The organism is Nocardia sp. NPDC055029, from assembly GCF_053608525.1.
Genome location: NZ_JBSGVQ010000002.1, coordinates 76,813 through 101,360, shown reverse-complemented (window position 1 = coordinate 101,360; position 24,548 = coordinate 76,813). Strand labels below are relative to the sequence as shown.

The following is a 24,548-nucleotide window of genomic DNA, read 5'->3' as shown; positions in this document are numbered from 1 at the left end:
CCGCCCGTCCAGCTGGGCGGCTAGCGCGCGTTGACGGGGCCGTCAGTGTTCGGCGTGCTGTGTCGCGGGTGGTGGCTAGGGTTCGGCCGACGAGTGTGATCCGGTAGGCCGACAGGGTCAAGCCGGTCCGAGCGCCTTGTGGAGCAGATACGGGTCGTGCGCATTGACCAGCAGCAGGTCGGGGTCGGCGGCGTTCCACAGCTCGGAAAGGCGTTCATGATTGGCCACGACCCGTTTCCAGTCATAGGCGATGACTCGTTCCATCGCCGTGATCGCCCGCGGCGTTGAGCGGGTTCCGTCGAGCTGACCGTGGTGGTAAAAGGAGTCACCGACGTGCAGAATCCACCGATCACCGGCATCGACCGCCACCGCCGCATGGCCGCGGCTGTGGCCGGGCAGAGTGATCAGCACGATGCCGGTCGAGATGTCGGTGAGCTCTTCGGCGCCGGCGAACCCGCGCCAGGCCTCCCCCGCGTCCGGCGTGTGTTCGACGAGGATCGGGTTGTGGGATCGCTGCGCAGGTAGGTAACGCCCGCGTTCGACCAGCGTGCGGGGATGCCGGGCGGCGAAGGACTCCGCCGCGGTGAGGTGCACCTGAGCCCAGGGAAAGTCGGCCAGGCCGCCGGCGTGGTCGGCGTCGAAATGGGTGAGCACGATATGGCGCACGTCGTGGGGATCGAAGCCGAGCCGCTGGATCTGCGTGATTGCGGCCTCGGCAGGATCGAATACGGGCCGGACATAGAAGCGGGCGGGCCCGAACCTTTCGCCGGGAGAACGGGAATCACGCAGACCCAAGCCCGCGTCGACGAGGACGAGTCCTCGTGGTGTTTCCACCAGCAGGACGTGGCAGATCAGTCCGCCGGGTGTGGCGATCGGGTGCATGGTGCCGCAGTTGAGGTGATGGACCTTCATCCGCCCAGCGCTGTCTTCATCTCGTCCATCGCCGCGGGATCGCCGCTGAGCAGGGCAGGGTCGACGACCTGGATCGGGTGGGTACCGTCCCAGTTCGCTGCCGCGAGCCTGATGAGGTCGAAGACGAACTTCTTCGTCCCGCTCAGGTCGGAGATCTCGATGACGGTACCGGGGTGGTGTTCGGTTTCGAGGTAGGCGAATCGTCCTGTCGGGCCGCCGATTTCGCCTTCCTGTCCGACGGTGAACCCGGCAGCCAGTGCCCCGTCGTAGAGATCCTGATAGTTCTCGGCCCAGTAGGCGATGTGCTGCATGCCCTCATGGCCTGCGTCGAGGAAGTCCTTGTACATCGACGGTTCCTGGTTCACGGGCTGAATGAGCTCGATCTGGATATCGCCGCTGTTGGCGACCGCGACATCCATCACCATGCCCGACGGCTCGCCGCGATAGATGAAATTCCCTGGCCTCAGTCCCGTCAGGTAGAACCAGGGACCTATGCCGCTATCGATGAATCCGCGCATGGAAGACTCGATATCGCGCACGACATAACCGATCTGGCGGATGGTGCCGAACATGTTGGCGCGCGGCGACGGTGACGGAGCGGGCCCGCTGTGTGCGTCGGCGAAGGACAACACGATCTTGCCGACCGCCCCATTCCCGCGGAGCCGCTCGGCGGCGTGTTCGGCTTGTTCGGGAGCGAACACGCTGTCCACGCGCGGACTGATCCTGCCCGCGGCGACGGCGGGAAGGGCCTGCGGGGTCAGCGCGGCAACCACTTCGGCCAGCTCGGCACGGGTGCGAATACTGAATGTGGTGCCGAGAAGACGCTGGCGGCGGAAGGCGATGGTGTCGAGGTCGAGGGTGGTCGCGGCACCGGCGAGTCTGCCGATGCTGACGATGGTGCCGCCGATCGCGGTTGCCGCCGGCAACTGCGCGAAGAGTTCTCCACCGACATGGTCGAGGGCGATGTCGACACCGCTGCCGTTCGTGGCCGCCGCCACCGCCTCCGCGAGGTCCTGGGTGGTGGTGTCGACGGTGACGTCGGCACCCGCGGCGGTGAGTGCGTCCCGCTTGTCGTCACTGGTGGTCGTGGCGATGACAACGCTTGCACCGAGTGCCTTGGCGAGCTGGATGCCCACCAGGCCGATCGAGCTGGTGCCGCCGACGATCAGCACGCTGTTGCCCGCGACGAAACCCGCCTGGCTGACCAGGGCATCGTGTTCGGTGATCAACCCGACCGGCAGGGTCGCGGCCTCCTCGAAGCTCAGACCGTCCGGGATGGGCACGAGCAACCGTGGATCACACAGCGCGTAGTCGGCGAAACCACCGACCGTGATGCCCATGACCCGTGTCCCGGCCGTGAGGTGCGGTGCCAGCGGACTGGACGTTTCCACGACGCCCGCCACCTCCATGCCCGCGGTGAACTCGCCGGCCTGCTGGGAGTTGGCGGTGTAGCTGCCGTCGAGGGCGTAGAGGTCGGCGCGATTCAGCCCGGCGGCCATGACCTGGAGGCGGATCGCACCGAGTTGGTGCGGGGCTTCGATGTTCCGCAGCTGCCAGTGCCGACCGGTGCCGCCGATGAGTGCACGCATGGGTGGGTGTCCTTTCACAGCACGATGTGTGGAGTCAGGCCGACAGGTCGGCGCGCGGGGTATCGACCAGCAGCGAGTTCGGATGACTGGACAGCGCGAGCAGCCCGCGCACGGCGCGGACGGCCAGCGGCCAGTTGCGGGGGTCGCGCAGATTCACTCCGCCGATGAGTTGCTTGAGCATCGACAGCGTGTCGAAGTAGATCCGCTCGATGACCAGGTTCTCGTCCTCGTCGAAGACGAAGTAGGCCGTCACCCGCGTGCGGTGCCGTGAGCCGGTGGGCGGCACCCCGCCGAACGGCCCCAGATGGGTTCCGAGAAGCCAGAATTCGACGATCACGGCGTCAGCACTGTGCCGCAGGGCGATGATCTCGTGATCCTGATCGGGGAAGGCGACCCGGGTGTCGTGGTAGTAGCCACGCACCTCGGAATCACCGTCGTGCACCGTGAGGGTGGGGATGATCTCGTAGTGCGGGTGCGGAAACGTGGACAGCACCGCATCCCACTCTTGCGCCACCTCGTCGTGGAAGTGATCGAGGACCAGCTTCTCCCTGGACCTCAGCACCTCGACGGGCGGTACGGCGAATCGATCGGTCATGAGGTCTCCTAGGGGTCAGTGATGAGTGATGGCGTCGTGGGTGAACGTCGGCGACGTACCGGGATTGGTCCACGACGCGGTGAGCTCGCTCGACGGGAAGAACTGCAGGAAGCGGGAATCGCGCTGGCTTCGGTCGGCCAGCGTCTTCTCCAGCACGATCGAGTTGTACTGGTCGACAGTGGTTTCGATGGTGTTGGCGTTGAGCACAACCTCCTGGTCCCACTCGCGCGCCCAGCGAGCCAATCCCGGCATCCGGGAATGCTCCGGTGTCAGGCATTCGGCGGCGATGACGTTCTCGCTGCTCACCCACACGCCGGTGGCGGTGTTGAGGACCAGGCTCTGATTGCCGAAGACGTGTCCCGGCGTCTTCACCACCGCGACGCCCGGACCGAGGACGACCGATCCATCGATGGGCAGGAACGCTTCCGGGGGCACGTCGCGGTAGGTGCCGGGCTGGTACCACGGCCGCTGCAACGGATGCAGGTCGGCCATCGCGGCGAGTTCGTCGCGTTGCACGATGACCTTCGCCCGCGGGAACAGCGGCTTCGGCTGCTCTCCGAGATCGGGCTGGGGCGCTGTCGCGCCGATCCAGCGGCGCAGGTCCTGGGTGTGCAGATGGTCGAACATCAGGTAGTCGACCTCGGACGGGTCGATGCGCAGGCGCGCCAGGTGCGTGAGCACGGTCGCGTGCTCGGTCACCATCCGCTTCAGCACGACATCGGGCGTGCGAGCGGCGAGCTTGTCGAAATACGGTGTGTAGCGGCTGAGTTCGACATCGCTGGGCTCGAACAGCAATACCCGGGGAGTTCCGTCGCTCTCGTGCCACCGGATGACCAGCAGGCGGTTGGTGATCGCCAGGAACGGCGCGATCGCCCGGGAGGCGCGGAACAGGCCGAACCGGGTCGGATACGGCAGGGTCACCAGGTCACAGGTGGTCACGCTGTCGGGGGTACCGGTTTCGATGAATTCCCGGCGGAAGTCCTGCGCCTGGGTCCGGACAGCGGTCAGCCGCGCCCCTGGGCCGCCATCGATCCTCGAGAGGTCGGTGAGGCTGTCGACCCGCGAGCCGATGCTCGCCAGGTCCAGCACGTCACCCAGTCGCCACGGCATTCGCATCGGTATCACCTCACATCATTAATCCCACGGCGTGGAATTAATGCCAGATTAAACCCACGCCGTGGAAATATGCAAGAGTGGAATCATGACCGGCGTGACAGCGGACAAGCGAGCATCGAGCGCACCCCGACGAGGCCGTCCCCGGAAGGAACAAGCGCAGCTGTCCCGGGTGGCAATCCGGGATGCCGCCCTCGGCGTCATCGACGTCGAGGGCATCGAGGCCGTGACCATGCGTTCGGTCAGCCGCGTCCTCGGCGTCGACGCCAAGAGCCTCTACCACTACGTCGACGACAAGGACGACCTCCTCGATGCCGTCGCCGAGTACCTACTCGAACAACTGCACCCGCCCACGCCCACCGACTCCATCGAAGGCGACCTACGCGCCTGGGCTCAGGAATTCCGCCGCGTCACCCTCGCCCACCCCCGCGCCGCAACCCTCGTCCTCACCCGCCAACTGTCCTCGACCGCCGGCCTGACCCCCGCCGAGAGCATTCTCACCGTGCTCCGCCGAACCGGCTGCAGCACTGAACAAGCAGTCCACCTCATGCGCTCCCTCTTGGCCACGATGATCGGCACCCTCCTGCGCGAGGTCTCCGCAGGCCCCACCTTCGGAACAACCGACCCCGAAGAAATCGCCGACCGCCAACACACCCTGGAAGCCTCCGGCCTCCCGCAAGTCGCCCAGGCCGCACCCCATCTCGCCCGCTTCGATCGCGACCGCGAATTCGACTTCACCGTCGACCTGATGGTCGGCCTCATCACCACTCACCTCGACCCGCCGGCGGCGAATAGCGTGGGATGCGTTAGCTGAAGATTAACGGCCCCGGGGTATCTCGGGGCCGTCGCTACTTCCGCACATGCCGCTTACGGGGCGGCTCCGACCGGCCGGGCTGTGGTCGGCCGAACGCACCCTCATGGCGAATGCAGGATGTCTGATCATCCTTGGAACGATGCTGACTGACACCCCGAGGACTGCACGCGGACGCAGCGGGACCGATCGAAACCGGTCACCGCCGCTTCCTCGATGACGGCTATCGGCCGAGCGTCCAAGCGGCTGCGTAGCTGACATCGAACAGCCCGTGCTCCGGTTCATAGATGAGGGCGTGGTCTGCGGTGGTGAACGACCGCGACTGCGCCTGCGACGGGGGAAGCGCCTCGGCTCGGTAGACGGCCACCACTCGACCGTCACCATCCACGACCGGAAGGGTTGTAGGGATCGCCGATCCTTCAGCGAATGCGATAGCGGGCTGATCTTGGGTGTACGCCAGTGACAGCGTGGCTGCCTGGTTGGGTGTGGTCTGCTGAGCTTCGTTTTCTGACATCGCGTGGCCTCCATGCAAAGGTCGGATTGACAACCAACGAGCGTCCAGATCACTTTACGTACATGGTGATTGAGACGTATGGGAGCGACTCACCAACACTCTGAAGGGTTGCCCAGGCACAGGCAGCGCCTTGGCCGCTTTGCCGTTGCAGCGGGTGCGTTCTCAACGCACTGTCATGCCGCATGTCGCGCGGTTGAGCGCGCCCCTGGACTGGCGGCCTGCCGATGCACGCTCATGCCGATTCCCGTGCGATCGGTGGTGTGAGTTCAGCTCGCACGCGAAGGCACATCTTCCTCGCGATCCTCTCGAAAACGACCTCTCGACTGCATCAGTTCGAGCGCCGCGGCCGCGACCGGCTTGATACGCCTAGGCCACCCCGAAGCGACGAACTCCTCATCGGAGGAAATCCGAGGTGTCGCGGCACAGGCATCAAGGAGTGCTCGCTGCACCTTGTCGAGCGCGGTCACCTCTGCCGGTGTGAACGTCGACCATTCGCGCCATAGCCACGCTCCGCCGTCGTCAATTGTGTCGAAGAACTCGTTGATGTATTCCCCGTACCCCCATGTACGAACACCCTCGTCCCCCTCGACGAGTGTCTCCAGTGCCTCTATCGCGCGGTTTCGCAGTCGCTGCTCGACAACCCGCTCGCTCGGCCGGTCCTGGTCGCCCACGCTCGTGATGCTAGCGGCCCGACGCACTCGAATCATCTGTCCCGTCGATGGATTCCCGTCTCCGCCGCTCGCGGAATCGTCAACATCGTCACCGACACCGTTCTCGACCGGCACCACCGCATGCAGACGCTGCTTGGCCAACTCGACGCCTGGACCCAGCCCGGCTCACCGATCCGAGGACCTGCCATGCCCCGATACGAACTCACCGGGCGCACCGTCGCCATCACCGGCTCCACCGGCGGGCTCGGCGCCGCCGTCGCCACATCGCTGCGTGCTCGCGGCGCCAACCTCGCCCTGCTCGATCTCGACGGCGACGCCACGCACCGGCAGGCAGCCGCTCTCGGTGGTGACACCGTCGCCCGGGGACGGGCCGTCGACGTGTCTGGCGTACATTTCGCGCCGGTCTGCCCTTCGTGCAGGAGCACCGCGGGTACCTGCTGGCGATTTCGTCCATGGCAGCCTTCATCCACTCACCCGTCCACGGCCCCTACACCGCGAGCAAGGCCGGGGTCTGGGCACTGTGCGACTCCACCCGGCTCGAAGTGCGCTACCTCGAGGATGTTGTCCTGGCGTCGGGTGATCTCTGCCAGGGATTTCTCGATCGCGGTGATCCGCTGCGCGATTTCGTTGCCCTTGGTGGATGACTGCCCACGTAGCTGGTGACGCAACCGACCTAGCGCATGAACATCTGCTAGCGCTCGATGCCATCCGCCAGGCGAGCACCGAATCTACAACCTGGGCAATGGGATCGGCTTCTCGAACAAACAAGTCGTCGGTGCCGTCCGTCACGTCACAGCCACCGCATTCGCCGTCGAGACAGCAGCCCGCCGAGCTGGTGATCCCGCAGTGCTCTACGCCTCCTGGCATCACCGATGCCCTGCCATGCCGCGAATACCGATATCGTCGGCCTGCGGATGGGCCTTCAAGGTTCCTGACGGTGGCGGCGAGAACGATCTCGCGGATGGTGACGTGCTGTGGTTGCCAGTACGCGAAGGCGATGGCTCGACCAGCCAGCTCGATCGGCTCTACATCCAACGAAATACCTTGCTCCGCAGGCTCGCTCGCGCCCGCAACCCCTACCCGCCCCTCGGATGATCCAGCGTTCACATCACCGTCGCCCTCGAAACCCTGCACTGGCAAGGAACCACTCTGCCCTGAAATCCCCGCACCGCATCCAATCACGAACGGCGCCTCCGGAATTCCGGGGCGCCGCTCGGGCACTTCGCACCGTGTCCGCGGATCAGGCTTCGCGCACCGCCGTGACGATCGCGACGACCGCCGCGGACAACGCCCCGATCACCACCCCGCCGAGGACGACCGCGGCGGCGGCGACCGTGAACTGATCCCAGCCCACCATGAGCGCGGCCACGCCGAGGACCACGAGGATCGCGTCGACGCCGACGGCGGCCAGGACGACGTCGTCGCGGCCCAGCAGCCGAGGAGTCAGCGCAACGGTGGCCAGGCCGAGCAAGACGGACACCAGGCCGACCACGACGAAGACAGGGACGGCCATTCCGGTGCCGACATCGGTCCCCAGGATCAGCGTGGCGAACGGGACGAGGCCGTACAGGACACGGATCGCGCCCACACCGCGCAGCATCCACGAGGACACATCGACGGGGGCACCCCCGGTGGAGGTCTTGGTCGCGTACGCCATGCGCACGGTTGCCACCTGGCTGGTCATATCCCGCTCCTTCGACATTTTCACACCATCGTGCAATTGCACGTAGCTGTGAAACTACGTCCATTGCACACCAATGTGCAAGAACTCGTGAAGGGACTCACAGCCGCCCAGGGTTCGTGCCGGAGAGCACACCTTGGATCCATTCGGGAACAGCATGTTTCGACGAGCGATCGCCCGACGAGCACACCTGCGATCAGTGCTGCGCGGCCTCCGCGGCGGACCGGGCGATCTCCGCGGCACCCGAACGGTCGACGCCGACCGCGATCAGGCAAGCCAGGGCAGCGTCGCGCGCGGCTTCGGCGCTGACCCACTCACCATCGCTGTGCGCATTCAGCAGCTCGAGCACCAGCGCCGTGAGTACCCCGGCCAACGCTGTGGGCGGAAGGTGACCAGCGAAGGTTCCGTCGGCTTGACCAGCCGCTATCAACGTGATCAGCCGGGCGCGGACGGGCGCGAGCCGGTCGGCCATCCGGGCCCGCGACCCGGCTTCGTCCAGGCGCAGCAGCAGCTGGAACTCGTCGCCGACAGCCCACAGCGCGACCGCCATATCCGCGGTCGCCCGGGCGGGCGGTTGCGCGGTGTCGATACCGTCGAGTGCGCGACCGACCTGCTCGAAGGCCTCGTCGAGCATGCCGTCGATCAGCGCTTCCCTGGTGGGGAAATGACCGTACAGGGTCCGGCGGACCATCCCTGCGGCAACAGCGATGTCTTCCATACTCGCCAGGGGATTTCGCAGCAACTCGTCCCCGGCCACAGCGACGATGCGTCGTCGGTTGGCCAGCGCACGCGGCCCGAGGCCGACGGTGGTCGAATGCGTCGTCGCAGTCACGTCCGTCCTTTCACCCACCACCATCCCACACCTGCGCAAAGGTGTGCAAAAGGCCCTCCGCGGCTCACCGGCCTGATGATCGGCGACCACAACGAATGCAACACTCATTTGATGGAGGCGTTCGTCGCCTGCGACACCTGTCAGGGCAGGCGTCGATATCGCGCGGTGGCGAGCTTCTGGCGGGATGCACGCCCCGCACAGGTCCGGGTCGGCCGGGCCGTCCCCGTCAGGGCCTGGCAGCCCCGGACCGTCTCACAGCACGAGGCGGAAGTGCAGGGCGCTGCCGGGCTCGGCGGTGACGCCGAGCGCCTCGAAGAACCGCCGACGGCCCCACCGCCCTTGCGGGTCGGTGTCGAGCACCACCGCCACCTCACCAGCCCCGGCGGTCCGGGCACGGTCGACGAACGCGCGCACCAACGCCCGACCCGACTTCGATCGGGGCTGTAGGACGCCGACCACCGACTACGTCTTCAATCACGAAGGTGACACATCACGTTTTGGCGATTACGACAATCTCGACGTTTATCCGTGATTGCCGCGTAGGTATGCCAGGGTGGCCAGGACGCGGATGTTGACCTGCCGCCGGGTAGGTTCGTCGGCCTGAGCGAGGCCGAGTTTGTCGGTGATCGTGGAAAGATGGTGTTCGACGGTACTGATCTTGGAGTTGAGCTTCTGGGCGATGCCGAGATTGGAGTAGCCCTCCGCGGCAAGAGCCAGGACACGTCGTTCGGCGTGCGTGAGCCGGTCGAGCGGGTTGTCGGTGCGGCGGCGGGCCATGAGTTGGCTGATGATGTACGGGTCGATGACGACCTCGCCGCGTGTGATGCGGTGGAAGGCTTGGACCAGTTCATCGAGATCGCCCAGACGTTCTTTACCGAGGTAACCGACGGCGCGGGGGACGGTATCCATGATCAGTAGTCGCTCGGCGTAGGCGGGTTCCAAGTGCGCCGAGAGGGCCAGCAGCGCGACGTCGGGGTACTGGGCACGAACCAGTTCAGCGACGCGGAGGCCCTCGTCGTCGCTGGCGTCGGTGAGCCGGATATCGCATACGGCGAGATCCGGTGCGGTCTCGTCGATGACCCGCAGAGCTTCGGAGCGGTTGGCGGCCCGCCCGGCCACTTCGATGCCGCGGCCTCGCAGGGCGTCGGTCAGCAAATCCAGATAGAAGCCTTGGTTTTCGACGATGACGACTCTCATGACAGCTCCGTTGTGGTGTTCGGGTGCGGATGTGGGATGGCCGCGATGACGGTGGTTCCTTGGCCTGGCCTGCTCCGGACAGAAAGGGTCCCCCCGACGGCATCGATCCGGTTCTGCAGGCTCGCCAACCCCAGTCCCTCGGTGTGGCGGGCGCCGCCGCGGCCGTTATCGATGATTGTCGTGATCAGCAGCTGGTCGCGGACTCCGACCTCGAGCCGGACCTGGGTCGCGGCCGCGTGTTTGTACACGTTGGCCAGGGCTTCGCTGATGACGAAGTACGCCGTCATCTCGATGTGCCGGGCCCAGCGGGTGGAGGTCACGGTGAAGTCGACAGGTATCGGTGCCTGGTCGACAAGGTTGGCGATCGCGGCTGCCAACCCGTGGTCGGCCAGCACGGTCGGGTAGATGCCTTGGATGAGCTCCCGCAGACTACGCAGCGCTGTGGTGAGTTCGCCATGCGCACCGCGCACAGTTGCCGAGAGCTCGCCGGTAAGGTTCGGGTCTTCCGCCAGCATCCGCTGCGCACGGTCGAGGAGCATGAGGACGACGAAGAACCTCTGCTGGGCACCGTCGTGGAGATCGCGTTGGATACGCTGGCGCTCCTCGAACGCGGTCTGGGTCAGACGTAACCTGGAGGCGCGGATCTGCTCCAGTTGCGCGTGCAGAGTGGCATAAAGGCGGGTGTTCTCGATCGCCAGACCAGCTGCGGCAACTGCCGCGTCGATCACCTCCCCGTGTTGGCTCAGCACCTCGTCGTGTTCGATCACCCCGATCACCGCGCCGCTACGACGCACTTCGGTGACAGCCCGACCCGGGCCGGCTTGGTCTATCTCGGTCGGCAGGCCGTGAACATCGACATATCCCTCACTGTCATGGCGGTAAGCCACGACAAGGGTCGGATCACCGAGGGTCCGTCTGAGAGTCTGCTGCAGCGAGGCCGGATCAGTGAGGGCTGCAACATTGTCCTGCAGGGACAACAGCAGATCCACCACGCGACGGTGGCCGAACCGCCGATACAGCCAGCCGATCAGGTACAGCGCCGGCATCAACACCATCGTCGCGACGGTGAACAGCCATCCCAGCGCCAGACGCAGCGCGAACGGAGTCGGGACCAAGCTGGCCGCCGCCTCGGCGAACTTGACCGACGCGGCGATCGCAATGCCCGCCCAGACCGGACCCGATGGCAGACGACGCACCGGGCTGGACAGCCAACGCCGCACCGCCAATCCGACCGAGACTACGAACATCACTGCGGCGCAAGTGCTTCCGATCGTCCCCCACACACTGCCTGGCTGTGGCAGGTGTAGCGCCCACGGACCCTGTGGATCGTCGAGGATGTACCGGATCACCTGCGTCCCGACCGCCGCGCAGTAGCAGCACACGATGAAACCGCGATCGACGGTGCTCCCGAACCGGCCGCTCGGCCAGACGAGCAGGACATGCGCCGCAACCGCGGTCCACAGATACGCCAGGCAGAAACCGAGCGCGAACAGCACGCCTTCGGCCGCACGGAAGAACTGCAGGTAGTACAACCCACCCCCGAGCACGATCAATTGGCCGGTCCGGGGCGAAGCCAGGCGAATCCACACCATCAGACCCGTGACCAGCACCACGACACCGACCAGCCGAGGCGGGAGTTCCTCCCACCAGGTCGGCGCCATCACCGACCACGACACCACCGTCGCCCACACAGCGGGCACGCAAGCAGCGGCGACCCCCAAACCGGCGCCGAGCCAACGCCGCTCGCGCACCGGCACCCGCCCGACACCGGCATCGTGGGCCACGGTTTCCCCCTTCACTCGCTGCGTCCAATTGATCAAATCCAGCGACGGCCAGCCAGCGCAACCAAGGTTTCCGCACAACCGTCTCCTGGACAGCCACGTGCCGGCGCCAGGATCTCTCGGAGGCAGCCCCAGCTCGGCCCTCCCACACTGGAAACGTCCACAGAAGAAGTTGAACCCTTCCTTCCTAGAACATAATTGGAGCAAACATGAACCGCCTCGCCCTGCAATGCCGTCCTGGCCCGGGTTCCAGGATCGTCGCGCTGGCCCTGTCCGTGGCCTGCGCGGGTGCCATGATCCTCACCGCCGCCCCCGCACACGCGGACGACTTGACCGGCATGCAGAAGTGCCTGTCCGGTGCCGGACCCGACGAGCAGTTCACCATCACCCAGACCGGCGGCGGGCACGCGAACTTCCCACCGGGGCCCGACCCTCACAACGGGATCTCACCGGGCAACGCCCTTCACGTGAAAGTGGAATGGACTTCACTGGTCAACGTCCAAGGTTGGATCACCGAGAACTACAACATGGACGGAAAGGCCGAGCAGGCGCCAGAGGGCTACCCATTCCCCGGCTGGCCCAAATACGCCAACGTCTTCCGGCTCAACAACAACCCCGGAGGCTGGGTCGCTTCCGGATCCGATCCCAACCCGTACAACCCGCATCTGCTCAGCGAACTCGCTGCGGTGAACTGCTTCGAAGCCCCGACCATCCCAGTTCGCCTCGGCTACGGAATCAACGACGACAACCTCGGCGACAACAGCGGTCAGTGGCGATGGACTCTGCAGATCTGGCGTAACGACGGACCCAACGACCAATAGCGTCCGCCGGGCGGACGGCCCGGCCGCCTGATGGCCAGGCCGCCCGCCCTCCCCGGCGGTGGCCAGCCCCTTACGCCGATGACCGCCTGTCGAACTTGTCCGGAGCCGAACGCTGTGACCCCACTACTCGAAGGAGAAAGGTGGATCCGATGTCCACTAACGACGAAATGTTTCCCTCGCGGCGCGCACTGCTGCGTGTCGCAGCGGGTGTCGGAATAGCCGCTCTAACTCTGCCTTTGATGGTAGAGAACGCCGCGCCGGCTTCTGCTACGCAGCGCCTGTGGAAGCGGTGCTCGCGTTGCAGTGGTCTCTGGTACACGGGCAACGGCACCCGCGGCGGCTGCCCGGCCGGTGACATCTTCGACGGTGGCCACCATGACGACGGAACCGGCGACTACATCCTGAAGGAAGACCCCGATGGTGGACAGGGCCAGTCCGGGTGGCGCTGGTGCCGTCGATGCCAAGGACTCTGGTTCGAAACTACTCCCGGCCAGTTCGCTGGAGTCTGCCCGTCACCGGACATCGTCTCTCAGCATGTGAATTTCGGCTCCGGCCATTACCGACTGGAAGACGAAGGCAATCGCGACGGGGCAGGAGGGCAGGCCAAGTGGCGCTGGTGCCGTAAGTGCTCGGGCTTGTTCTACGACGGGTTCTCGCCGGCGGCATCGGGCGTCTGTCCGGCCGACAAACAGCACCACGACATCATCGGCAGTGGCAGCTACGTTCTACGTTCGGCGGATTCGACACGTCTACCGAGACCGCCCTACTGACCGACCCCGCAACCAGAAGGGTTGGCACCGCCCAGGTTGGCTGTCAGACCGTCACCGGGGACGTTCAACCGTCGATCCGGAGGCGACGAGTCGGTGGGCCATAGAACCGACGAACATGGAACCCAGTCGCTGCCGCACTGTCCAACCTCGCCGACTGGGGTGTGCGCTTCATCCGGATCAACGAAGGCGAACCGGCGCCGTGGGCGGCAGCCCTGAAAAGCCTCGACTGACTCAGCCACAACATCAGAAGCTCGCGGCGCGCGGAGTCTGGGCCATGCACTCGCACAGAGCGAGCATGTGCTGGCCCGCCGTGGCCGTTCACCCGAGCGTATGCCGGTCCGGTCTGTCGCCCGACCCTCCTAGAGTCGGGCTGTTGTCACAGCGCCGAGGACAGTCGAGGACCTAGCCGTTGAACATCTACATCCACCACCACCGTGGTCGGCGAACGAGACTCGACGAGGCGCCCGAACTTGTTCTGACCTGCAGGGGATACTATTTCGACCCAATTCTGATAGTTTAGTCAGTAGCGATTCATGCTTCAGCAAGGAGGGGAGGGCCGATGACAGCCGAACCCGCTTCGCTGAATCGGGTCGACAGGCGCCGGGAACGCACGCGAAATGCACTTCTGTCCGCGGCGACGGCGTTCCTGGCCGACGGTAGAACCGCGGTGAGCATTCAGGAGATCACCGATGCCGCCGACGTCGGATTCGGGTCGTTCTACAACCACTTCTCCTCGAAGGACGAGCTGTTCGAGGAGGCCGTCAGAGCCGTCTTGAATACCTACGGCAGCCTTCGTGACATGGTTGTCGCAGATTACGACGACCCCGCAGAGGTGTTCGCAGTGAGTTTCCGGATGACCGGCCGGATGCAGCGCGACTTCCCCGAAGGTGTACGAGTAATCCTGCATTCGGGAACATCGATCCTCGTCCGCGACGAAGGCCTCGCTCCCCGAGCTCGCCGCGACATCGCCGCCGCGCAGGAAGCTGGGAGGTTCGATCTGATGGATGTCGAAATGGCCATGATGACAGCAGGTGGCGCACTACTCGGCCTGCTGCAGCTACTCGACCGTACGCCCAACGCTGATGCCGGCGCGCTGACCGACCAGGTGACCGGGCGGGTCTTGCGCATGCTCGGCATGTCGAGCGAAGCGGCGGAGCGGCTGGCTACAAATCCCCTACCTCGCAATCTGCCGAAACCCTTCGCGTAACCAGCGGCATCACCACGTCGGTCAGCAGATCGATCAGATCCGACAGCGGTGGCTTGGTCTCACGCAACATCGATTCGCGTGCGATGGCGTTGACCGTAGCGGCGAGCAGCGGGACGGTGTGCAGGGCGCGGTCGCCATCCAGCCCTATCCCGATCGTCTCGAGCTTTCTCTGGATATGCGCTGCCCAGTTTCCGCCGAGCTCCCTGCACTGCTTTTCGGTGTGCTCATGGACGCCGATTACCTCGGCAAGGGCGAACTTGGCCCGATTCGGCACGCTGTCGATCGAAACAAGGTAGGCGGTCAGGCCAGTACGCATGACTGCAGCGGGGTCGGCCGGCACAGTCGCCATGCTTGCCAGCGCAAGTGCGACCGCGGCCGCAGCGTCGTGCTGGACCTGGACATAGGTCGCGATGAGCACGTCGTCGCGGGTTTCGAACTCCTCATAGAACTGCCGCTTCGACAAGCCGGCGGATGTACAGATCTCGGCCAGCGAGCAGGCCATGTTGCCACGCTCGGCACAGATCCGGGCCGCCGCGTCCAGAAACTGCTGCCGTCTTTCCGCTTTGCGCGCCGCGACGGTCCTGCCCGCGTATCGCCTGGCCCCGGCCATCACTGCCCACCAACCTCTGGATTGTGGGGACGGCGGTCCCAGCCTCCTGTGACAAAAGCTGGGACCGCGTCACCTTCCGGCCCGCGCAGGCCGGAAGCCTCAGTGATCGCTGACCAGGTCGAGTGCAATGTCGGCGATCATGTCTTCCTGTCCACCCACCAGACCACGGCGGCCGGCGGCAGTGAGCAGAGTGCGCACGTCGACGCCGTAGGTGGCTGAAGCGTTCTCGGCGTGTCGCAGGAAGCTCGAGTAGACGCCTGCGTAGCCGAGGGTCAACGTCTCACGGTCTACCTGGACGGGCCGGTCCATCAATGGACGCACCAAGTCGTCGGCCGCGTCGGTCAGTTGATCGAGGTTCGCACCGTGATCCCAGCCGCTCAGGTCGGCTACCGCCACGAATGCTTCGAGCGGAGTGTTGCCGGCACCGGCACCGAGTCCGGCCAGCGACGCGTCTACGCGAGTCACCCCCTCCTCCACCGCGACGACACTGTTCGCTACGGCCAGAGAGAGGTTCTGGTGGGCGTGGATACCGATCTCGGTGCCCGGTTCGAGCACTTCCCGATAGGCGCGGACGCGTTCACGGACACCGTCCATGGTGAGTCGCCCACCGGAGTCGGTGACGTAGACGCAGTGCGCGCCATAGGATTCCATGAGTTTTGCCTGGCCAGCCAGCCCTTCGGGGCTGTTCATGTGGCTCATCATCAAGAACCCGGACACATCCATACCGAGTTCGCGCGCAGAGGAGATGTGCTGGGCAGCGATGTCGGCCTCGGTGCAGTGTGTAGCCACCCGGACCGAGCGCACGCCGAGGTCGAACGCACGACGCAGGTCTTCGATGGTGCCGATGCCGGGCAGCAGCAACGTCGTCAGCCGGGCGAATTGCAGGGCGCCCGCGGCAGCTTCGATCCACTCCCAATCGGTGTGGCTACCCGGGCCGTAGTTGAGGCTTCCGCCATGCAGACCGTCGCCGTGGGCGACCTCGATCGCGTCCACACCGGCGGCATCGAGTGCCGCAGCAATCCGTGCGACCGTGTCAGGATCGACGCGGTGCCGCAGGGCGTGCATGCCATCGCGCAGGGTGACGTCCTGCAGGAAGATCTCGGTGGTCGTCATTACACACTCTCCCGGGTGGATGCGGCGATGCGTTCGGCGACCTGCAGCGCTGCCGAGGTCATGATGTCGAGGTTGCCGGCGTAGGCGGGCAGGTAGTGCGCGGCACCCTCCACCTCGAGGTAAACGCTGACCTGGTGAGTGACGGGGGTGTCTCCGGCGAGCGTGTGCAGTGGAGCTTCGGCCTCGACCGGGGTGATCTGCACGTCCTGCTTCAGCCGATAGCCGGGCACGTAGGCGGCGACATCAGCCACCATCGCCAGGATGGACTCCTTGATCCGCGTGTGGACCTCGGGGTCGGCGTTGTCGATGAGCGCGAGCACGGTGTCGCGCATGATCAGCGGCGGCTCGGCTGGGTTGAGCACGATGATCGCTCGTCCGCGCTGAGCCCCGCCCACCGCGGCGATCGCGTTGGACGTGGTTTCGGTGAACTCATCGATGTTGGCACGGGTACCGGGTCCTGCGGACTTCGACGCGATCGAGGCGACGATTTCAGCGTAGGGAACTGTGGTGACCCGAGCGATCGCCGCGACCACCGGGATGGTCGCTTGCCCGCCGCAGGTGACCATGTTGACGTTGTTGGCCGCCAGGTGCTGATCCAGATTCACCGCTGGAACGACGAAGGGCCCGATTGCCGCCGGCGTCAGGTCGATCAGGCGTTTACCGAAAGGCTCGAGGGCTACGGCGTTGGCCTTGTGCGCACCGGCCGAGGTGGCGTCGAAGACGATGTCGATGTCGTCGAAATCGGGCAGGGAGATCAGTCCCTCTACACCGCGAGCAGTGGTTTGCACCCCCATCCGGGCCGCGCGGGCGAGACCGTCGGAGTCGGGGTCGATACCGACCATGGCGGCCATTTCGAGTGTGTCGGACAGGCGCAACACCTTGATCATCAGATCGGTGCCGATATTGCCCGATCCGATGACTGCGACTTTGGTGCGGCTCATTACTCCTCCTCCAATGTGAAGTCGACGGTGCCGAGCGGCCCCGAACGCTGTGACAGTTCGGCGTGTACACGGACGCCGGGCCGTAGGGGTGCCATCGGACCCAACGCACCGGACAGGACGACCTCGCCCGCCCGTAGTGGATCTCCCAGGTCCTGGGCGGTACGTGCGAGCCAGGCCAGTGCTACCAGGGGATCGCCGAGGCAGTCCACGCCCTTGCCGCGGGAGACAACGTCGCCGTCGATGGTCATGGACATCGTGATATCCCTCGGCTCGAAGTCTTCGAGCGAGAGCCGCTGCGCGCCGAGCACGAACCAGCCGCTCGACGCGTTGTCGGCAACCGTGTCGCCGAAAGTGATGTCCCACCCGGCAATCCGGCTGTCAACGATCTCGAGCGCGGCAGCGGCGTAGTCGACGGCGCCGCGGACGGTGATGGGGTTGAGGTCGTCTCCGGTCAGGTCGGAGCCGAGGACGAAGGCGAGTTCGGCCTCGATCTTGGGCTGCAGCAGTTTCGGCCGCTCCCTTGCCGGTGTTGTGCCCGCGTCCATGTCGTGGAAAAGCACACCGAAATCGGGCTGGTCGACACCGAGCTGCCGCTGCACTGCTGGCGAGGTCAGTCCGATTTTGTGTCCGACCACCCGCGCTCCGGCTTCGATCCGCCGACGGGTACCCAAGCTCTGAACCGCGTAAGCCAGCTCGACATCGTCGGAGCCGATCAGGTCGCGAACCGCTGCGACGGGCATGCCCAAATCTGCTGCGTTCGCGAGTCGTTCGGCAGCCGCGCGCACTGCTGGCAGCTCTTTGGTGGCCGTGGTCATCGTGCTTCCTCCAGTTTGACGGGCGATGCGGACCGCACGATGCGAAGCGGGCTCGGACTCTGGTTCGCTGACAGGATTTCGGGAGTGAGTGCGAGGCGGACGAGCAAGGCGGTGACCAGCTCGGAGCCCTCGGATTTCGCAGCGGTGCCGAATACGTACTTGTCCGGCCTCAGGAGAACCGTGCCGCCCAGGGAAACACCGGCTTTGGTGAACCAATGCGCCAGTTCGCCGGTATGGTCCTCGACGTCGAGGTAGTCGGTGGCGTCGAGGCGCGCATCCCCGGGCTCGCCCTGGGGGCGGCCTCCGGTCGGATACACGGTGACGAATCGTGTACCGAGTACCTGCAGGGCATTTCGCTGGGCGAGGCTCAGCCCCTCACGCGGATCGTTGCCGTAGCCGATGACGGCGAAACCGAGGCCGAGTGCATCATCGAATCGCTGATGCCGACCATTGAAGGTGCGGACGTCCGGTTGTGGCGCCAAGGTGCCTTCCACTCCGCGCAGCATCTTGCGAGGAAGTCCCAGATAGGAGCCGCGACGGAACCGCGGGGAAGGCTTCATCTTCGCCTCCCGGATCCACGTGTTGAGTCCGGGAACCTTCAGTGCGGTCGCCAACGCGACATCGCGAGCACCCGCCGCGAGCTTGTTGTCGATCGAGACAAGGCTCTTGTTCAGCACCGACAGGTCGATCATGGCCTTGGCGTGTGGCCGCCGTTCGGATTCGTAGGTGTCGAGAATGTCGAGACTGGCACCGTGGTGGACGATGGCGCTGAGTTTCCACGACAGGTTGTCTGCGTCGCGAACGCCGGAGTTCATGCCCTGACCGATGAACTGCGGGGTCATATGCGCGGCGTCGCCGGCGAGGAGGATGCGACCTTGTCTCCATTGGTCTGCGACCACGGCGTTGAAGGTGTAGACCAGCTTGCGCAATACCTGGACTTCGTCAGGGTCGACGTATTCGCCGATGAGGTGGCGGACCTTTTCGGGATCCTCCATCTCTTCTTTGCTCTGCTCATCGTGGAGCATGAACTCGAAACGGTGATGTCCGCCAGGTTGCGGGCATGACACCGTGGGCATTTCGGGGTCGCAGACGAAGTCGAAATACGGCAGGTGACGGAAGGCATCGATGCCGTCGTTGGCGATCAGATCGACCACGAGCCAGCGTTCGGGGAAGCTCGTGCCGGTCATGTCGATGCCCAACTGCGTGCGCACCACACTGCGCCCGCCATCGCATCCGACGAGGAATTTCGCCCGGACTTCCTCGGTGGTGGTCGTGTCGGTGTCGGCGTCGTGCTTGCCGTATCCGGTGCCCTGACATTCGGCATGTCGTACGAGTACGCCGTTGGCGTCTTGGTCGAAGCTGAGCACCTCTCGGCCCCGGCGCACGGTCACATGGGGATACCGGTCGAGGGCCTGCTCGAGCGTGTTCTCCAGGTAGGGCTGGTACAGGAAGTTCGCCACCGGCCATCCCAGCGGGCGCGAAGCCTGATTGAACTGGGCGAGCACCGAACCGTCTTTGCGTACCCACTGCACAGTGCAGTCCAGGTTCATCTGGGCCGAGGCTTCGTCGGCAACTCCGGCGGTCTGGAAGATCCGCATGCCTTCGTCGTCGGTATAGACAGCTCGAGCCAGACCGTAGAACTCCGGCTCGCGTTCGAGCACCAGAACGCGCACGTCGCGCCGGCCCAGCAGGTTCGCCAGGGTCAAACCGGTCGGCCCCAGTCCGACGACTACCACGTCGTAGTCGAACGATTTCATCGCGCCATGCCTCCGGTGAGTTGGGGGACTGTGATCTCGGGTGTCCGCAAGGTACGGACGACTTGCCGGAACTGGTTGAACTTGTCCAGTACGGTCTCGCCGACCGGGGTGTGGCCCCAGATGCTGATGCCCTGGTAGGTGGTCGGCTCCCACGTGGACTCGCGTTCCGGACCGACAACGATCGGGTTCCAGCCGACCTCGAGTTCGAACCCGGACGGGGTCACGCAGTAGAAGGACAGCTCTCGGTCGTTGGTGTGTTGACCGACTGCCCAGGCCATCCGGAAGCCCAGATCAGTGACTCTCTCGTAGGCCGCCAGCATGTCGTCGAGCGAACCCGACTGGATGTTGATGTGCTGCACGCGAGTCCTGATCGGATTGATCTTCACGCCGCGGATGTTCGCGATAGCGATCGAGTGGTGGCGCTCGTTCACCCGCAGAAACCTGATCTTGAGCTTGAGACCGGACACGTTCTCGTCGATGTAGTCACTGAGGCGGGAGTCGAAGACCGTCTCGTAGTAGCCCCGCAGTGTTTCCGGTTCCTTCGACACGATCGCCACGTGGCCCATTCCGGCTTCGCCGGTCACCCAGCCGGAGCTGAGCATGCGCAGCGGGTCGGGTGTGGTCACCGGGACGGTGAAGATCTCCTGCGTGATCCCTTTGGGGCCGGGAAACCGCCACAGCCGCTCTACGCCGCGGCGCGCGGCGTCCTCGGCACTGCCCTCGGTGATGGGCACGCCACGATCCGAGACCCGGGAGATGATGCGGTCGAATGACTGGTGATCGTCGACCTGCCAGCCGATGGCTGTCACATCTTCCTGTGCACCGTGCTGGACGAGGAATCGGCATGCGTGATCATCGAGACGGAAACGCAGCGTAGAACGATCCACTTCATCGGCGTGCATACCGATCGCGTCGGTCCCGAAGCGATGCCAATCGGTCAACCGCGAGGACTCCACGACGATATAGCCGAGGTGGACTGCACCGAAGACCGATCCGTCGTCGAACACCCCATCGCCGTTCATCGCTCAGCCTTCAAGAACTCGATCGCGAGGGCGTTGAACAGATCCGCCCGCTCCCACTGCGCCCAGTGGCCGGTGCGCGCGATCAGGTACAGATCGCAATTCGGCATCGCCTCGGCGAGCGCCCTACCGCCCGATGGCCGGTTGACCTTGTCATCCGCGCCCCACACGACCAGTGTCGGGTGCTCGACCTTCTTCAGGCGCGAATCACGGGTGAAGTCCATCCGCACGAGCGTGCGCAGTGCGAACAAGCCGGAGGGACGGCGCAACGGCGGGTGAGCGATCACCTCGGGGTCGATGCTTGCCCGGTAGCGTTCCTCGATCAGGTCATTCGGGACCGTCGAACCGTCGTACACCAGACATTCGCGGATGAAGCGGATGATCTTCTCGCGACTGGGACCGCTTCCCGGGTAGTAGTTGAGTAGTTCTTGTAGACCTTGGGTCGGCAAGGCGCGAGAAGAACCGACGCCGCCAGGGCCCATCAGGATCAGTCGCCCCACCTTTTCCGGTCGGTCCATCGCAAGCCGCAGCGCAGCAGCCCCACCGTAGGAGTTGCCGATCAGGTCCGCCGAGTCCACTTCCACGACGTCGAGGAACTCTCCGAGCACCCGAGCCAGGTAGCCGAACGGGTCGGACTGGTCGACCCATTTCGATGACCGGCCGTAGCCGGGCATGTCCGGCACGATCACCCGGAAGTTCTTCGCCAGGACGTCGATATTGCGCGAGTAGTTCGACAGCCCGGTCGCGCCGGGGCCACCGCCGTGCAACAGCACGACCGCCGGCCCGGTCCCGAACTCGTTGAAGTAGACCTCGCAGTTGCCGACCTGGACCGTTCGTCCGGTGTCGACACCCTTGTCGATGCTTGCCACGATGTACCTCCCAATGAAGTTGATATAATCATCACCTCCGATTGATTCCTCGTCAAGTGGTTTTGATGAAAGAATCAGAACTGGACTGTTGTCAGCCGATCATCGGGATGCGGTTCGCGGTCTGGCGATCCATCTCGGCCTGCATCGCATGGCGCACCCGCTCCGCGAACTCCGACGGCTGCTCGCCCGCCACAGGCGCCATCACCGGAAGCACCGTGGTGCGCACCTTGGTGGGCAGGGGGATGTAAGGCAGTAGTCCCGCGACCCCGGCGGTAAGCCCCCACGGCAGCGAAAGGGTCACCGGCAATCGCTTCAGCCTCAGCAGCTTGTCCAGTCGAAGCCAGCGAGCCAGCGCACGGCCGTCGGACAGGCAGATCAGCGATTCCCCCGCCCCCGAGGTGACTATCGGCAGGATCGGAACTCCCGCCTGGATTGCCAGCCGAGCGAACCCCGTCCGACCATCGAAGATGATCCTGTTGCGCCTGCTCCACGGCTTGAAGGCATCCACATCGCCGCCAGGAAAGACGAGCACGTGCGCGCCGTGCGCAAGCGCCCGAAGCGCATTCTCACCGGTCGCAGGCTCAGCGCCCAGCTTCGACAGAATCGGACCGAGCCCGAGCGCCCACGCCATGTGATGCGTAAGGGTGACCACCCTTCGCGGGTCCCCGATTCGGGTGTACGCCGCGCGAGCAGCCAACACATTGAGGTCGAAAACACCACCGAAGCCGTGATTGGCGACCGCCAGCGCCGGTCCCGTCGGCGGCTCGAGCACCCCGCCGATCTCATGACGGTGGTACCACCGGAACGCCCAGAGCAGAATACGGACGACAATCGGCATCGGCGTTGATTCGACCTGGCCCCCGCCCTGTGGCAAGTCTTCGAACGGCCCATCATGGAGCGGCTGAACACCACTGTCAGGCACTACTTCTCGCTTCCATTGCACTTTCGCTGCGCGGTGGCGCAAACATATTGACGATTCCGAGAACACGGGCCGGCCCGACGGCCGAACCCAATGGACACCTCACAACCAGCGAACGCATCTGTTCGCGACGACCTGGCCTGCCCTCCATGCCATTCAGTCGTGTACGCGTGTCATCGCAGCAGCGCGAACCCGGTTCCGGTCAGCAACATCACCGGCATAGCGGTGCCGGTTCCCATGTCCACCCCGGCCGCGCAGGAGGCGATGACGGTGACTCCGAAGAGAATCTGAACCGCTCCGACCCCGCGGACAATCCATAGAGGCGCGTGCTGGCCGGACATCGTCACGGAGTGAGCATTCGGGCGCGTCAAGGTTCTACTCATGACTTCCACCTCGTATCCGGTGCCGATTGACACGCGAAGCGATCACCGCCCGCGTAGTTGATGAGGTGATCATATTTGATGATCTAACCCATGATGTTGTGAGTTCACCCACTGAACCGCCTGGGGCGCCACCCCGGCACAGGCAGGAATCTCGACGGTAGGTCTGCCAACGACCGAACACCGGACCACGACCGGGTACGCCACACTGGGAGGCAATGAGCACCAGCATCCCGGCCAGCCGCCCGATTCGCCGTCGGCCACGCGACCGCCGCGCAACCATCCTGGCCGCGGCCGCCGACGCCTTCTCACAGGCGGGATACCACGGCACATCCATGACCGACATCGCCACTGCGGTCGGGATTTCATCGACCGCGCTGTATCGCCATTTCCGCAACAAGCAGGAGCTACTCGGTCACTGTTTGATGTCAGGCTTGGATTCGACGGTGGCCCGGCTGGACGCTGCCGCAGCCCATGACGTGAGCGGTCATCGGGTATTCGAAGAGCTTGTTGCTATCGCCCTCGAACTGCGCGGACTGCCGAGGCTGTGGCAGCTCGAGTTCCGAAACCTCGCCTCCGTACACCGCCGTTCGGTACTGATTCGGGCGGTCCGATTGACCAGGCACCTGCGCCGGGCAGTGCGCGCGCATCGCCCAGAACTACCCGACAAGGACGCAGAACTGCTGAGCTGGTGCGTTCTCTCAGTTGCGGTCAGCCCGTCATATCACCGCCAGGAGCTGCCGACAACGGCGTTCACATCAATACTCGAGGCCGCGATCCTGCGGCTTCTCACCACCGAATTGCCCCCAGGCGGCGCCACGCCTCCAACGTCCCGGCCGTCTACTTCGCCGCCGCACTCCGCGGACTTCGAGCGAGCGATCCGACCCGAGCGCCTCATCGGCGCAGCCGCACGCCTGTTCAACTCCCGAGGTTATGCCGCCGTAGGTATCGAGGACATCGGGGCAGCTGTCGGGGTGAGAGGACCCGCTCTCTATCACCATTTTTCGAGCAAGGCCGACTTGCTGAACGAGATCATCGTGCGCAACGAGCAGTGGATCGGCCTCTACACCGCCCGCGCGCTGGCCGAGGGCCGAGACGCTCGGGAAGCAGTGCACCTACTGCTGGAGTCATTCGTCGGATTCGCACTTCAACAACCGGATTTGCTCGGAACAACCGTCAGCGAGGTTGGACATCTGCCGGAGCCGCAAGCCGAGCACTACCGCCGGATCCATCGCGACGGGATCCTGGGCTGGGCTCGACTGCTGCAGTCAGCCGATTCCGAATTGACGCCGCCAGAGGCCCGGGTCCTCATCCAGGCGATCAGCACTGTCGTGATCGATGCCGTACGCAATCCGCGCGCCCTCAGCCGCCAGAATCTGGCAGGTGCGCTGATCGCTATCGGCGACCGTATCGTGCTGCACGACTGACACAGCGGCGCACACCAATCGACCGACTTAGCTGCCATCAACTTAACTCCGAATGTCCAGATTCTGAAGGCGACCGCGCCTAGATATTCACTTAGCGGTGAGTAACTTACGGTTGCGTAGCGGTTCGGTACGCAACCACAATTGCTCACGGCGCGTGCCGGATCCGCGCTCTCCACCTCAGTTCCGGTCACGTCGACCGGACCG

General features: G+C 65.0%; 27 protein-coding genes. 6 read left to right on the top strand and 21 right to left on the bottom strand.

Annotated features, from left to right (window positions below):
* Positions 1-117: 117 nt before the first annotated feature.
* From ACWF9G_RS02325 to ACWF9G_RS02310, 4 genes are read right to left on the bottom strand one after another with little or no spacing between them, the layout of a single operon-like run.
* Positions 118-912 (bottom strand): MBL fold metallo-hydrolase, encoded by a 795-nt coding sequence (locus tag ACWF9G_RS02325; protein ID WP_379310514.1) that lies wholly within the window; start codon positions 910-912, stop codon positions 118-120.
* On the bottom strand, positions 909-2,501 hold the full coding sequence (locus ACWF9G_RS02320; RefSeq protein ID WP_452513066.1) for a zinc-binding dehydrogenase: 1,593 nt from the start codon (positions 2,499-2,501) through the stop codon (positions 909-911). The genes ACWF9G_RS02325 and ACWF9G_RS02320 overlap by 4 nt, the downstream gene beginning before the upstream one ends.
* Positions 2,502-2,535: 34 nt before the next feature.
* Complete coding sequence (locus ACWF9G_RS02315; protein WP_379310516.1) at positions 2,536-3,096, bottom strand: ester cyclase; 561 nt, start codon at positions 3,094-3,096, stop codon at positions 2,536-2,538.
* 15 nt (positions 3,097-3,111) lie between these two features.
* Positions 3,112-4,212, bottom strand: coding sequence for a hypothetical protein (locus tag ACWF9G_RS02310; protein WP_452513064.1), 1,101 nt, complete (start codon positions 4,210-4,212; stop codon positions 3,112-3,114).
* Between the two features lie 169 nt (positions 4,213-4,381).
* On the opposite strand from ACWF9G_RS02310, the gene ACWF9G_RS02305 reads away from it, so the two are divergent.
* On the top strand, positions 4,382-5,023 hold the full coding sequence (locus tag ACWF9G_RS02305; protein ID WP_379310518.1) for a TetR/AcrR family transcriptional regulator: 642 nt from the start codon (positions 4,382-4,384) through the stop codon (positions 5,021-5,023).
* Between the two features lie 220 nt (positions 5,024-5,243).
* Here ACWF9G_RS02305 and ACWF9G_RS02300 read toward each other — a convergent pair whose 3' ends face one another.
* The 3 genes from ACWF9G_RS02300 to ACWF9G_RS02290 form a co-directional block, all read right to left on the bottom strand.
* Positions 5,244-5,534 carry a hypothetical protein gene (locus ACWF9G_RS02300; protein WP_452513062.1) on the bottom strand — a complete coding sequence of 97 codons (291 nt, stop codon included), beginning with the start codon at positions 5,532-5,534 and terminating at the stop codon, positions 5,244-5,246.
* 266 nt (positions 5,535-5,800) lie between these two features.
* Positions 5,801-6,205 carry a hypothetical protein gene (locus ACWF9G_RS02295; protein ID WP_452513061.1) on the bottom strand — a complete coding sequence of 135 codons (405 nt, stop codon included), beginning with the start codon at positions 6,203-6,205 and terminating at the stop codon, positions 5,801-5,803.
* Between the two features lie 165 nt (positions 6,206-6,370).
* Positions 6,371-6,598 (bottom strand): hypothetical protein, encoded by a 228-nt coding sequence (locus ACWF9G_RS02290; RefSeq protein ID WP_452513059.1) that lies wholly within the window; start codon positions 6,596-6,598, stop codon positions 6,371-6,373.
* A gap of 20 nt (positions 6,599-6,618) precedes the next feature.
* On the opposite strand from ACWF9G_RS02290, the gene ACWF9G_RS02285 reads away from it, so the two are divergent.
* Positions 6,619-6,849: an SDR family NAD(P)-dependent oxidoreductase gene (locus tag ACWF9G_RS02285; RefSeq protein WP_452513057.1), complete on the top strand. Its 231-nt coding sequence runs from the start codon at positions 6,619-6,621 to the stop codon at positions 6,847-6,849.
* Positions 6,850-7,445: 596 nt separating this feature from the next.
* Here the strand turns inward: ACWF9G_RS02285 and ACWF9G_RS02280 are convergent.
* From ACWF9G_RS02280 to ACWF9G_RS02260, 5 genes are all read right to left on the bottom strand, one after another.
* The gene (locus ACWF9G_RS02280) at positions 7,446-7,889 is read right to left on the bottom strand and encodes a hypothetical protein (protein WP_452513055.1); all 444 of its coding nucleotides are present in this window, start codon (positions 7,887-7,889) and stop codon (positions 7,446-7,448) included.
* Positions 7,890-8,082: 193 nt separating this feature from the next.
* Entirely contained in the window at positions 8,083-8,718 is a 636-nt protein-coding gene (locus ACWF9G_RS02275; RefSeq protein ID WP_452513053.1) for a TetR/AcrR family transcriptional regulator, read from the bottom strand.
* A 252-nt stretch (positions 8,719-8,970) separates the two neighbouring features.
* On the bottom strand, positions 8,971-9,135 hold the full coding sequence (locus ACWF9G_RS02270; protein WP_379310525.1) for a hypothetical protein: 165 nt from the start codon (positions 9,133-9,135) through the stop codon (positions 8,971-8,973).
* A gap of 105 nt (positions 9,136-9,240) precedes the next feature.
* Positions 9,241-9,915, bottom strand: coding sequence for a response regulator transcription factor (locus tag ACWF9G_RS02265; protein WP_452513051.1), 675 nt, complete (start codon positions 9,913-9,915; stop codon positions 9,241-9,243).
* Complete coding sequence (locus ACWF9G_RS02260; protein ID WP_452513049.1) at positions 9,912-11,528, bottom strand: sensor histidine kinase; 1,617 nt, start codon at positions 11,526-11,528, stop codon at positions 9,912-9,914. The genes ACWF9G_RS02265 and ACWF9G_RS02260 overlap by 4 nt, the downstream gene beginning before the upstream one ends.
* A gap of 377 nt (positions 11,529-11,905) precedes the next feature.
* Here ACWF9G_RS02260 and ACWF9G_RS02255 point away from each other — a divergent pair, with 377 nt between their 5' ends.
* The 3 genes from ACWF9G_RS02255 (at position 11,906) to ACWF9G_RS02245 (ending at position 14,494) form a co-directional block, all read left to right on the top strand.
* Positions 11,906-12,517, top strand: coding sequence for a hypothetical protein (locus ACWF9G_RS02255; protein WP_452513047.1), 612 nt, complete (start codon positions 11,906-11,908; stop codon positions 12,515-12,517).
* A 149-nt stretch (positions 12,518-12,666) separates the two neighbouring features.
* Entirely contained in the window at positions 12,667-13,287 is a 621-nt protein-coding gene (locus ACWF9G_RS02250) for a hypothetical protein (RefSeq protein WP_452513045.1), read from the top strand.
* Between the two features lie 559 nt (positions 13,288-13,846).
* Positions 13,847-14,494: a TetR/AcrR family transcriptional regulator gene (locus ACWF9G_RS02245; protein ID WP_452513044.1), complete on the top strand. Its 648-nt coding sequence runs from the start codon at positions 13,847-13,849 to the stop codon at positions 14,492-14,494.
* Here the strand turns inward: ACWF9G_RS02245 and ACWF9G_RS02240 are convergent.
* The 9 genes from ACWF9G_RS02240 to ACWF9G_RS02200 all read right to left on the bottom strand — a co-directional run bounded on the left by ACWF9G_RS02240 (position 14,451) and on the right by ACWF9G_RS02200 (position 22,884).
* Complete coding sequence (locus ACWF9G_RS02240; protein WP_452513362.1) at positions 14,451-15,104, bottom strand: TetR/AcrR family transcriptional regulator; 654 nt, start codon at positions 15,102-15,104, stop codon at positions 14,451-14,453. The genes ACWF9G_RS02245 and ACWF9G_RS02240 overlap by 44 nt on opposite strands.
* A 99-nt stretch (positions 15,105-15,203) precedes the next feature.
* On the bottom strand, positions 15,204-16,217 hold the full coding sequence (gene dmpG / locus ACWF9G_RS02235; protein ID WP_452513042.1) for a 4-hydroxy-2-oxovalerate aldolase: 1,014 nt from the start codon (positions 16,215-16,217) through the stop codon (positions 15,204-15,206).
* Positions 16,217-17,158, bottom strand: coding sequence for an acetaldehyde dehydrogenase (acetylating) (locus ACWF9G_RS02230; RefSeq protein ID WP_452513041.1), 942 nt, complete (start codon positions 17,156-17,158; stop codon positions 16,217-16,219). The genes dmpG and ACWF9G_RS02230 overlap by 1 nt, the downstream gene beginning before the upstream one ends.
* Positions 17,158-17,973 (bottom strand): 2-keto-4-pentenoate hydratase, encoded by an 816-nt coding sequence (locus ACWF9G_RS02225; RefSeq protein WP_452513039.1) that lies wholly within the window; start codon positions 17,971-17,973, stop codon positions 17,158-17,160. The genes ACWF9G_RS02230 and ACWF9G_RS02225 overlap by 1 nt, the downstream gene beginning before the upstream one ends.
* A complete protein-coding gene (gene mhpA / locus ACWF9G_RS02220; protein ID WP_452513361.1) occupies positions 17,970-19,730 on the bottom strand; it encodes a bifunctional 3-(3-hydroxy-phenyl)propionate/3-hydroxycinnamic acid hydroxylase MhpA in 1,761 nt (586 codons plus the stop codon). Before mhpA ends, ACWF9G_RS02225 begins: the two co-directional genes overlap by 4 nt.
* Positions 19,727-20,752: a VOC family protein gene (locus ACWF9G_RS02215; protein WP_452513037.1), complete on the bottom strand. Its 1,026-nt coding sequence runs from the start codon at positions 20,750-20,752 to the stop codon at positions 19,727-19,729. The genes mhpA and ACWF9G_RS02215 overlap by 4 nt, the downstream gene beginning before the upstream one ends.
* On the bottom strand, positions 20,749-21,609 hold the full coding sequence (locus ACWF9G_RS02210) for an alpha/beta fold hydrolase (protein WP_452513360.1): 861 nt from the start codon (positions 21,607-21,609) through the stop codon (positions 20,749-20,751). Before ACWF9G_RS02210 ends, ACWF9G_RS02215 begins: the two co-directional genes overlap by 4 nt.
* A gap of 100 nt (positions 21,610-21,709) precedes the next feature.
* Positions 21,710-22,456: a lysophospholipid acyltransferase family protein gene (locus ACWF9G_RS02205; protein ID WP_452513035.1), complete on the bottom strand. Its 747-nt coding sequence runs from the start codon at positions 22,454-22,456 to the stop codon at positions 21,710-21,712.
* A gap of 254 nt (positions 22,457-22,710) precedes the next feature.
* Positions 22,711-22,884, bottom strand: coding sequence for a hypothetical protein (locus ACWF9G_RS02200; protein ID WP_452513033.1), 174 nt, complete (start codon positions 22,882-22,884; stop codon positions 22,711-22,713).
* 251 nt (positions 22,885-23,135) lie between these two features.
* Here ACWF9G_RS02200 and ACWF9G_RS02195 point away from each other — a divergent pair, with 251 nt between their 5' ends.
* Positions 23,136-24,344, top strand: coding sequence for a TetR/AcrR family transcriptional regulator (locus ACWF9G_RS02195; protein WP_452513031.1), 1,209 nt, complete (start codon positions 23,136-23,138; stop codon positions 24,342-24,344).
* Positions 24,345-24,548 lie beyond the last annotated feature (204 nt).

Excerpts from the sequence above, each read along its gene's own strand:
- ACWF9G_RS02300 (WP_452513062.1), bottom strand. The coding sequence starts at position 5,534 with ATGTCAGAAAACGAAGCTCAGCAGACCACACCCAACCAGGCAGCCACG.
- ACWF9G_RS02205 (WP_452513035.1), bottom strand. The coding sequence starts at position 22,456 with ATGCCGATTGTCGTCCGTATTCTGCTCTGGGCGTTCCGGTGGTACCAC.
- ACWF9G_RS02245 (WP_452513044.1), top strand. The coding sequence starts at position 13,847 with ATGACAGCCGAACCCGCTTCGCTGAATCGGGTCGACAGGCGCCGGGAA.
- ACWF9G_RS02230 (WP_452513041.1), bottom strand. The coding sequence starts at position 17,158 with ATGAGCCGCACCAAAGTCGCAGTCATCGGATCGGGCAATATCGGCACC.
- ACWF9G_RS02325 (WP_379310514.1), bottom strand. The coding sequence starts at position 912 with ATGAAGGTCCATCACCTCAACTGCGGCACCATGCACCCGATCGCCACA.
- ACWF9G_RS02195 (WP_452513031.1), top strand. The coding sequence starts at position 23,136 with ATGAGCACCAGCATCCCGGCCAGCCGCCCGATTCGCCGTCGGCCACGC.
- ACWF9G_RS02265 (WP_452513051.1), bottom strand. The coding sequence starts at position 9,915 with ATGAGAGTCGTCATCGTCGAAAACCAAGGCTTCTATCTGGATTTGCTG.
- ACWF9G_RS02280 (WP_452513055.1), bottom strand. The coding sequence starts at position 7,889 with ATGACCAGCCAGGTGGCAACCGTGCGCATGGCGTACGCGACCAAGACC.
- ACWF9G_RS02290 (WP_452513059.1), bottom strand. The coding sequence starts at position 6,598 with ATGTACGCCAGACACGTCGACGGCCCGTCCCCGGGCGACGGTGTCACC.
- dmpG (WP_452513042.1), bottom strand. The coding sequence starts at position 16,217 with ATGACGACCACCGAGATCTTCCTGCAGGACGTCACCCTGCGCGATGGC.
- ACWF9G_RS02240 (WP_452513362.1), bottom strand. The coding sequence starts at position 15,104 with ATGGCCGGGGCCAGGCGATACGCGGGCAGGACCGTCGCGGCGCGCAAA.
- ACWF9G_RS02250 (WP_452513045.1), top strand. The coding sequence starts at position 12,667 with ATGTCCACTAACGACGAAATGTTTCCCTCGCGGCGCGCACTGCTGCGT.
- ACWF9G_RS02225 (WP_452513039.1), bottom strand. The coding sequence starts at position 17,973 with ATGACCACGGCCACCAAAGAGCTGCCAGCAGTGCGCGCGGCTGCCGAA.
- ACWF9G_RS02255 (WP_452513047.1), top strand. The coding sequence starts at position 11,906 with ATGAACCGCCTCGCCCTGCAATGCCGTCCTGGCCCGGGTTCCAGGATC.
- ACWF9G_RS02215 (WP_452513037.1), bottom strand. The coding sequence starts at position 20,752 with ATGAACGGCGATGGGGTGTTCGACGACGGATCGGTCTTCGGTGCAGTC.
- ACWF9G_RS02310 (WP_452513064.1), bottom strand. The coding sequence starts at position 4,212 with ATGCGAATGCCGTGGCGACTGGGTGACGTGCTGGACCTGGCGAGCATC.
- ACWF9G_RS02320 (WP_452513066.1), bottom strand. The coding sequence starts at position 2,501 with ATGCGTGCACTCATCGGCGGCACCGGTCGGCACTGGCAGCTGCGGAAC.
- mhpA (WP_452513361.1), bottom strand. The coding sequence starts at position 19,730 with ATGAAATCGTTCGACTACGACGTGGTAGTCGTCGGACTGGGGCCGACC.
- ACWF9G_RS02315 (WP_379310516.1), bottom strand. The coding sequence starts at position 3,096 with ATGACCGATCGATTCGCCGTACCGCCCGTCGAGGTGCTGAGGTCCAGG.